The sequence below is a fragment of the Pseudobutyrivibrio ruminis genome, from assembly GCF_015057245.1.
Lineage (GTDB): Bacteria > Bacillota > Clostridia > Lachnospirales > Lachnospiraceae > Pseudobutyrivibrio > Pseudobutyrivibrio ruminis_E.
In genome coordinates this window covers 1-7020 of the sequence record NZ_SVET01000031.1, presented here as the reverse complement: position 1 = coordinate 7020, position 7020 = coordinate 1, and the positions used below count along the sequence as shown (strand labels likewise).

The window sequence follows — 7020 nt, the reverse complement described above, 5'->3', positions numbered from 1 at the left end:
GATGCTTCCGGAAATGCTTTGTATGATCCTTTGCGCTCAATATCATCATTTGCCAGTAAGGCTGGTTTGGCTATAGGTTTTTTTGCGGCCTGGATACTGGAAGAAAAATATATTGCATTTAGCACGGAGAATTTGACATTCGGACGTAGGATTATCAGAGTTGTGACAGCAATTCTTCTATATTTTCTAATGGCGATAATAGCTGCGGGAGTTTCTTCAATCATACCAATTGCATGGATGGCGGCTTTTATGCAAAACGTTATTATGTATTTTGGTGTTATATTTTTTACACCACTCATATTCACAAAAATTAATTGCTAAGGCGGAATAAAGTACCGATCAATCTTACATCTGATTGATATTCAATGTGACTATCGTTCAACAAGGAGAATAAAGTGTCAATTCAAGGATTAAATCAAGCAGACAAAATAATCTCAATGGCTAAAGAAGGGGCTAACTGGAAAAAAATGCCTCCAAAAAAAGGTCCTAGAAAGAAAAAATACAAAGGATCTGAAAAATATATATGTAATAAATTTGGAAAAACAATAGTAGTATATAGTGATTACAATCCAGCTGAAATATTCTGGAACCCTTTAAATCTTTTATTTTTGATTCCTTTTATACCAATTATGGTTTTTCTAACTCTTGGGTATTATAAATACTTGAATGATAGCAAAGGCATATTATTTCTCATTTTGGATATTATTATTTTTATTTTATCTCTATGGACAATAGATATTTCGTTGCTAATAAAATATTTTAGATATAAAGATTTCGTTAGATATGATAAAACCACAAAGAAGCCTATTATTAAAGCTAGCATATGCACAGGTGAGCAGATGGCTGGCTTTAAGGATATAGCCACAGGTTCTTTTGAGGAAATAATGCTTATAAAAAGCCAAGATGATTTGGCTGCATTTAAGGCAATGTATGATATTAAAGAAGAAATAGAAAAGATTTACTAAAGGAAGAATAGATATGTTTTTTATTATGGGAATTACTGATGGTCGCAAAGACTTTGATTTTTGCCCTAAGTGTGGAATGAGGTTTTAAAATGCATTACAGATTACTCGAACCAAATGATAACTCGATACTAGCTGAAATAATCAGAGATAATCTTAAAAGTCATAACCTGGATATTCCTGGAACAGTATACTTTGACGATAACCTAAATCATCTCAGTGATTTTTATCTGGCATCTCCCCAAAGAGCATACTTTATTGTGCTTGATGATGATAACAACATTATTGGTGGAATAGGATTGGCAGAACTTGATTTTATGGATGATACGGCCGAGCTACAAAAGCTTTATCTAACCGATGCTGCTAAAGGCTACGGATTATCTTATAAACTTATAGAATTAGTAGAAGAAACTGCTATAAATAAAGGCTATAAGCGGATGTATCTTGAGACTCATACAAATTTGAAGACAGCGATTCATGTATATGAAAAATGTGGATATAAGCTAATTGAACGGCCTAAAGAAGTCGTTCATAGCTCAATGAATAGATTCTATCTAAAAGAATTATCTAAAGAGTAGAGTGCTTGGGACCAAACTTAGGGGCTATTAAGACAAACATTAAGACAAAGCTTGAAGAACTGAATGGTAATATTCCAGGACTTGAGAGTATAGTAGTTTGCACATATTGTACCTTTCGTGTATACAAAAACTCATGTAGAATATGAACTATAAAATCATTTACAAAAGGGGGTTTTGAAATGGATGTTAAGGATATTATTACTAAGGTAGCAGGTAACAAGGATCTTTTAGACAAGCTTAAGTCTGCAGATGTTAAACAGGCAAAAGAACTATTAGACAAAGCTGGTGTAAAGGTCGATGAGGCTGATGTTAAAAAGGTTAAAGAAGCCCTAGCTGACGGTAAGATTGATATGAAAGAAATCAAGGATATTGCAGGAGGCCTTTTTAAATAAAATTTATATGACAAGATTGTGACTATATTCAAAATATACTTATTATGGTATAATTATCCCATAATATAGTGGAGGTGTAACTATGCCGCAGATAATACCAATTAAAGATTTAAAAAATACATCAGAAGTATCAGAACTAGCTCATAGTGTAGATGAGCCAATTTATGTTACAAAAAATGGATACGGTGACATGGTTTTAATGAGCATGGAAACATTTCAAGGTGTTTCAGATGCTTTAAAAATGTATCAAAGTTTACTTTCTTCTGAAAAACAAATAGCCGAGGGAAAAACACATGACGCAAGAGAATCTCTAGGTAAGCTAAGGAGCAAATATGGCTTATAATTTGATTGTTACCGATGAGATGGATAAGCTTCTTGAAAACTGCGTCAATTATATATTGCGAAAATTAAAAAATGAGCAAGCATCTTCCCATCTATTAGATGAGGTTGAAAAGATTTATGATGAAATAGAAGATAATCCTGGTATATATCCAGTTAGTGATGACCCATTTTTAGCAGCCTTAACCTATCATGAGGCGGTTTTACACGGCATGAATTACAAGATAATTTATAAGTATGATGATGAAACAGTATATATATTAGGTATCTATCATGATTTAGAAAATTACGTTGATAAAATTCAACAGTTATGGGGATCACTAAACGGAACACTTCAACTTCTGACTAAATTAAATGAAGCTAAAATATCAATCAAAGATGAAGGTACAATCTCAGCTGATGATATAGAGAAGAAGCTTGGACTATAAGAATGGCATATTATAAATTGAAATACATAGGTGATGCTTGGCCAACTGATTAGATTTCATTTACATTTCACATAACTTCCATCATAAAGACGCATAGGGAGACTAATATATAACCATCGCAAGAGCGATAATAAAACTTTTTCATATATCATTCTCCCCAAAAGGCTGCCGATGGGGCAGCTTTTTATTATGTCTGAAACTAGAAGTATTCTCCATGAAACTGTTAAACTAATATCCATTATAAATGGTACAAAATTCGAAAAATAGGAGGTAACCATGGAAACTCCAAATAAAGTGCTGTTGATAAACGATGACTACCTTGGACATATAGAAATGCTTCGCCACGCATGTAGAGGGATACTTATCAGAGAAGGGGAAATCCTTTTGTGTCATGAGCATGAAAGCGGGCTATATATTATTCCGGGTGGCGGCGTAGAGGGAACTGAAACCTATGCAGAATGCTGCGAGCGTGAAATGCTGGAGGAGACCGGATACAGTACAAAAGCAGTGAGCGAATATCTTGATATAGAAGAGTTATTCGATGTGTGGAGGCACATTAACCACTATTTCATCTGTGAACTGATTGAAGATACCGGTTGTCAATATCTTACAGAAGCAGAAAAACTTGCAGGTTATACAAGGGTGTGGATACCACAGCAGCAAGCCATAGAAATATTCAGTAAATATGAAGATTATCATGATAAGGACATTGCTGTTTATGGATTATACAAACGTGAATATACAGCACTAAAAGAGTATGAAAAGACATTTATAGGGGCAAAATTATGAATGTATTAGTAGTAGGTGGAACTAGATTTTTTGGTATTCCAATGGTAGAAAAATTAATTGCAGATGGACATAATGTGACAATTGCAACTCGTGGTCTATCGGATAATCCGTTTAAAGAATCAACGAAACAAATTATTATGAATCGCTCAGATTACAACAGTGTGAGAGATGCATTAGCAGATAAAGAATTTGATGTCATAATTGACAAGATTGCCTATTGTTCCAATGACGTAAGGAATCTTTTGAGCAACGTATCTTGTAAGAAATATATTCAGATGTCTTCCTGTTCAGTTTATTCAAAAGATAAGGAAAATATTAAAGAATCAGAGTTTGATCCAGGTCATCATAACCTAATCTGGATGAACAGAAACGATGACTATGCAGAAGGTAAACGTCAAGCTGAAAGGGCAACACTAGAGTTTTTAAATCCTTCGCAGTGTGTATTTGTAAGATATCCTATTGTAATGGGAGAAAATGATTATACTGGGCGTTTGAAATTCTACATAAAACACATTTTGAATTCTGAAGCAATGTTTATTGATGATTTAGACTTTGGCATGGAATTCATTCATGAAAAAGAAGCTGGATATTTCATAGCTCATTTGGTAAACACAACTGTGACTGGAGCCATAAATGGGAGCTCAAAGGGAATGATTTCTACGAAAAACATTGTAGAATTCATAGAAAAGCAAACAAATAGAAAAGCGATATTAGATGATTTTGGGGACGTAGCTCCATATAACGGTGCCTTAGCGAATACATCCTATGATACTACCAACGCGAGAGATACAGGATTTTCTTTTTCAAGTATTAATGATTGGATTTATGAATTGATAAATTCAAATTATCGTCACTTCCAGAGGTAAATGCAAAAAATCCTAAATACCCTGATTTTATAAAGGTTACTGCTAAAAATGTGGTAGCCTTTTTTTGTTGACAGGAACGGAAAAATAATATCTAATTCTATTAAACAAATTTTGGAAATATGGTAATTAAAGCTTTCTTTAGGCTGGTAAATCAACTAAAATAAAGGCATTGATAAATCGTAGTTTTACGAGGTGAATATAATTGAGATTAACAATGTTAGGTACAGGTAATGCGCTTGTTACAGAGTGCTATAATACCTGTTTTGTTATTGAAGACGAGGGAAAATACTTTATGGTAGATGGTGGAGGTGGCAGCGCTGTTCTCCGTCAATTAAAGCATGCGGGATTTAACTGGATGGATATGCGTCATATTTTTGTGACACATAAGCATGTTGATCATCTTATAGGAATCATTTGGATGGTCCGAATGATTTGCCAGTTTATGAATCATGATGACTATAAGGGTGAAGCTTATATTTATTCACATAAGGAAGTTCTAGAGATTATTAAGGAAATGGCAGACAAGCTTTTACTTAAGAAAGAGACCAGATTTATCGGTGATAGACTTCATTTAGTAGAAGTACATGATGGTGAAACAATAGATATCATAGGTCATGCTACAACATTTTTTGATATTCAATCAACAAAGGCTAATCAGTTTGTTTTTGCATGGATATGGGAGATGGTAAGAAGCTTACTTGTTGTGGAGACGAACCATATACAGACTGTGAAGAGAAATATGCCAGGGATAGTGAGTGGCTTCTACATGAGGCTTTTTGTTTGTATTCTGAGCGAGATATTTTTGATCCATATGAGAAGCATCACTCTACGGTAAAGGATGCCTGTGAGCTGGCTGAGAAGTTGAATATAAAGAATATGCTGCTATATCATACGGAAGATAAAAATATAGCAAATAGAAAACAACGGTATATAGAAGAAGGTTCTTTGTATTATAACGGAAATCTTTTTGTGCCAAATGATTTAGAAGTGATTGAGTTGTAAATCGGTATTTGTCGAAAACATCAACCAAGGAGAGGACAAAAATGGTAAAAGGTATACATCACATATCGATGAAATGCAATATTGGAGAAATAGATTTTTTTGATGAAAAATAAATTCGGATTTATGGAGATGTATTTATGAGCAAAATTCTATTTTTAACAAGCAGCCCTTTCACAGGACGGGGACTTCCTTTTAATACTGAAAACGAATTTGTCAGCCGAATGCAGAAGGCCATGCATAAGTATAATAAGGGGCTTTTTATAACTGCTTCACCGGATGATTATGATGAAACAGATGCTTTTTCATTTGGAATAAAATACACGGCAGAGCTTTCAGGAATGGAGTTTGAGTCTTATACAGTTTTAGATAGACGAAATCAAAACGATGCTGCGAAGTTGGTAAAGAGTAGCAATTTTATTATCTTGGGAGGAGGCCACGTTCCAACACAAAATCGATTCTTTGGTGAGATAAGGTTAAAGGAACTCTTGGAGGATTTTGATGGTGTGATTTTCGGAATCAGCGCCGGAAGTATGAATAGCGCGGAAGAAGTTTATGCACAGCCGGAACTAGATGGCGAATCATTAGATCCTAATTATGTGCGTTTCATTCCTGGATTGGGGCTTACAAAAACCAAGCTGCTTCCTCATTATCAAGATACAAAAGACAGTTGCTTAGATGGTAAAAGACTTTTTGAAGATATTACGTATCCGGATAGCATGGGGCATACTTTTATTGCAATCCCTGACGGAAGCTATCTATATTCTGAAGATGGTAAGGAAGAATTAATGGGAGAGCATTTTGTTATCAGTGATGGTGGTATTGTATGAAATCATGGTTGATTATGAAATAAGAGAGACCATCACCTTGATGGAATTGATGCCGAACTGGTGGGGCAAGGAACGTTACGCAGAAGCAAAGAAATTATAGATTTGGTTTATTAGGGGGAAGGATGAACGCACTTGTTATCAATTGTAGCCCTGTTCGGACAGGCGCAACTGCGGAAATAGTTAAGCTGGTATCGGACCAGTTATCAGTAAAGTACAGTGTAAAAAGTATTTGTATCGATGACTATGCGTTTGCTTTTTGTATAGGCTGTCGTTCGTGTCACGACACGGCAAAGTGTGTCATGAATGATGCGGCAGTCGTCGAAGAAATCATACATGAGTATGATGATGCGGATGTGATTGTCTCTGTGTCACCGTCTTATTGGGCGGATGTACCGGGACAGTTCAAGGCATTCATTGATCGATGTACGCCCTGGTGTAATACCCATGAACCGCATGCAACATGGGCTGTTTGTTTGAAAGATAGAGGAGAGATGACAGTCGCATAAATCGCAGTTTGTTGAAAAGGAGGTTTTAAATGTCTTCAACTAAAGATTATTTGGAATTCATTTTAGACCAGCTATCATCACTTGATGAGATTTCATATAAGGCAATGATGGGGGAATATATCATTTATTATCAGGGTAAGATTATTGGCGGAATCTATGATGATAGATTTCTTGTTAAACCAACTAAATCCGCAAAACAAATGATGCCTAACGCTCAATATGAACCCCCCTATGAGGGAGCCAAGGAAATGCTTTTGGTTGATGACATAGATAACAAAGATTTCTTGAATAAGCTTTTGAATTCTATGGTTGATGAATTGCCTGCTCCAAA

The 7020-nt window shown here is 35.1% G+C and carries 12 protein-coding genes and 1 pseudogene; all 13 read left to right on the top strand.

What is annotated here, in order from left to right:
• The coding region (locus tag E7274_RS14260) for a hypothetical protein (protein ID WP_304176879.1) at positions 1 to 321 on the top strand (321 nt) is incomplete at its 5' end.
• 428 nt (positions 322 to 749) lie between these two features.
• On the top strand, positions 750 to 965 hold the full coding sequence (locus E7274_RS14395) for an aspartate dehydrogenase (protein WP_304176882.1): 216 nt from the start codon (positions 750 to 752) through the stop codon (positions 963 to 965).
• An 89-nt stretch (positions 966 to 1054) separates the two neighbouring features.
• Positions 1055 to 1540 (top strand): GNAT family N-acetyltransferase, encoded by a 486-nt coding sequence (locus tag E7274_RS14250; protein WP_304176876.1) that lies wholly within the window; start codon positions 1055 to 1057, stop codon positions 1538 to 1540.
• A gap of 179 nt (positions 1541 to 1719) precedes the next feature.
• Positions 1720 to 1932 (top strand): hypothetical protein, encoded by a 213-nt coding sequence (locus E7274_RS14245; protein WP_090551304.1) that lies wholly within the window; start codon positions 1720 to 1722, stop codon positions 1930 to 1932.
• 82 nt (positions 1933 to 2014) lie between these two features.
• Positions 2015 to 2275 carry a type II toxin-antitoxin system Phd/YefM family antitoxin gene (locus E7274_RS14240; RefSeq protein ID WP_304176873.1) on the top strand — a complete coding sequence of 87 codons (261 nt, stop codon included), beginning with the start codon at positions 2015 to 2017 and terminating at the stop codon, positions 2273 to 2275.
• On the top strand, positions 2265 to 2699 hold the full coding sequence (locus E7274_RS14235; RefSeq protein WP_304176870.1) for a type II toxin-antitoxin system RelE/ParE family toxin: 435 nt from the start codon (positions 2265 to 2267) through the stop codon (positions 2697 to 2699). The genes E7274_RS14240 and E7274_RS14235 overlap by 11 nt, the downstream gene beginning before the upstream one ends.
• Before the next feature lie 276 nt (positions 2700 to 2975).
• Positions 2976 to 3488, top strand: a complete 513-nt coding sequence (locus E7274_RS14230) for an NUDIX domain-containing protein (protein WP_304176868.1) — start codon at positions 2976 to 2978, stop codon at positions 3486 to 3488.
• Positions 3485 to 4354, top strand: coding sequence for an NAD-dependent epimerase/dehydratase family protein (locus E7274_RS14225; protein ID WP_304176866.1), 870 nt, complete (start codon positions 3485 to 3487; stop codon positions 4352 to 4354). The genes E7274_RS14230 and E7274_RS14225 overlap by 4 nt, the downstream gene beginning before the upstream one ends.
• Before the next feature lie 202 nt (positions 4355 to 4556).
• Positions 4557 to 5356, top strand: a pseudogene (locus E7274_RS14220) (MBL fold metallo-hydrolase).
• 137 nt (positions 5357 to 5493) lie between these two features.
• The gene (locus E7274_RS14215) at positions 5494 to 6183 is read left to right on the top strand and encodes a Type 1 glutamine amidotransferase-like domain-containing protein (RefSeq protein WP_304176863.1); all 690 of its coding nucleotides are present in this window, start codon (positions 5494 to 5496) and stop codon (positions 6181 to 6183) included.
• Complete coding sequence (locus tag E7274_RS14210; protein ID WP_304176885.1) at positions 6155 to 6283, top strand: hypothetical protein; 129 nt, start codon at positions 6155 to 6157, stop codon at positions 6281 to 6283. The genes E7274_RS14215 and E7274_RS14210 overlap by 29 nt, the downstream gene beginning before the upstream one ends.
• A gap of 22 nt (positions 6284 to 6305) precedes the next feature.
• On the top strand, positions 6306 to 6689 hold the full coding sequence (locus E7274_RS14205; protein WP_330598854.1) for a flavodoxin family protein: 384 nt from the start codon (positions 6306 to 6308) through the stop codon (positions 6687 to 6689).
• Positions 6690 to 6718: 29 nt separating this feature from the next.
• Positions 6719 to 7020, top strand: a 302-nt coding sequence (locus E7274_RS14200; protein ID WP_304176860.1) for a TfoX/Sxy family protein, incomplete at its 3' end; no start/stop codon positions are given.